1 protein-coding gene is annotated in these 1,579 nt (G+C 63.7%); it reads right to left on the reverse strand.

Annotation, left to right across the window (positions count from 1 at the left end; all coding sequences use genetic code 11):
• Positions 1 to 226: 226 nt before the first annotated feature.
• Complete coding sequence (locus tag ACFYOW_RS49595) at positions 227 to 1,420, reverse strand: IS701 family transposase (RefSeq protein WP_387299172.1); 1,194 nt, start codon at positions 1,418 to 1,420, stop codon at positions 227 to 229.
• Between the last annotated feature and the right edge of the window lie 159 nt (positions 1,421 to 1,579).

Raw genomic sequence — 1,579 nt, forward strand, 5'->3', positions numbered from 1 at the left:
TCATCCAACCCAGCCACCCACGCAGCCAGATCCCCATCAACCGACACAACGAAACACGATACCGCACAACATAACTAAGTGCGGCTGGAGTACTAGCACGACAGTTGTATTTCGTTGTTTCATAATCGGTTTCGTTGATGTCGCAGCTGCCGCGCGTGTGCTTGGTGTCGGCGTCGCCAGTTGCAGGCGGCGAGTGCGTGGGTGAGGGTGCGGGCGGGGTGCAGGATTATCGCCAGGAGACGGCGGATGTCGGCGACTGTGATTCGGCCCAGCCCGCGTGGGCTTTTGGGTCGGTGGCGGCGGTGACGGCGAGGAAGGCGTGTGCGAGCATGGCCAGGGTGATGTGGCGGTACCAGGGTTCCCATTTGCGGACTTGGTAGTGGTCCAGGCCGCATTGGTCCTTGGCGGCTTGGAAACATTCCTCGACCGCCCATCTGGCCCCGGCCACGGCGAGGACCTGCTCACGGGTGATCGTGGCGGGGTGAAAACACAGGTAGTAGGCGATATCGGCAGGGTCGTCCAGACTGCGGCGAGCAAGCAGGGTCCGCGCGAACCCGGCCGGGAGGTCACCGAAAGATGGCAGCGTGGCCCAGGCCCAATCATATTCGCGTTCGCCGCGCTCGCCGAGCCCTGTCGAGACCCGATGCCAGGCATCTTCGGGCGCGCGGCTGACGAGGGTGTCCACGCGGCGACGGCCGTCCAGATCGTGCACCGTCTGCCGCACCGGCACCTCGAGGACATAGGACAGCCGACGGGTCTCACAAAAGGCCCGGAAGCGCCCATCGCGCCCGTAGGCGGCATCCGCGGCGATCCACCCGGCGGTTACTTCCGCGTCCAGAGCGCGGGCAATCATCGCCTCCGCTAACCGTGGTTTCGTCAAAATCCCTTGGCTGCAACGGTTCTCGGGTATTCCCGCTTCGATGCAACGATCTCGATCGCTGATCCAAGCCTCGGGTAGGTAGAGCTCGCGATCGATCAGCGCCCGCCCTGCCTTTCCGGCATAGGCCAGAAACACCCCGAGCTGACAATTCTCCACACGCCCCGCCGTGCCGGAATACTGCCGCTGCACACCAGCCGACTTCACCCCCTTCTTGAGAAATCCCGTCTCGTCCACGACCAGAACACCATCCGGGCAAGCCAATGCCCCTGCCACATACCCCCGCAGCCGATCCCGCAGCTCATCGGCGCCCCACCGCGACCGGTTCAGGAAATGCTGCAAACCGTCCGGGCCCACCACACCCGCAGCATCGGCCAACTGCCAGGAGTTCTTGCGCTCCACCGGCGCCAGCAACCCCGTCAGATACGACCGCGCCCACCCCCGCGACTCAGCCCGATAGAACATCCCCGCAACCCCGGCGAACATATCATCGAACGCCACACGCCACGCCGAAACATCCTCGGCCACAACATCATCCAGCACAGCCGAACAAGCTACCGCAGGATCAACCATCCTGCCACACAACGAAATACAACTGTCGTGCTAATGCTGTGTTCCTTAAAGGTGGTAGATAAAACGGCGGCGTAGGGTCCTTGGTTTCGGGGTGGGTCGGCCCCAGATCCAGGGGCGGGCGCGGGCGTT

This window comes from Nocardia sp. NPDC006982 (assembly GCF_042869435.1).
Taxonomy (GTDB): Bacteria; Actinomycetota; Actinomycetes; order Mycobacteriales; family Mycobacteriaceae; genus Nocardia.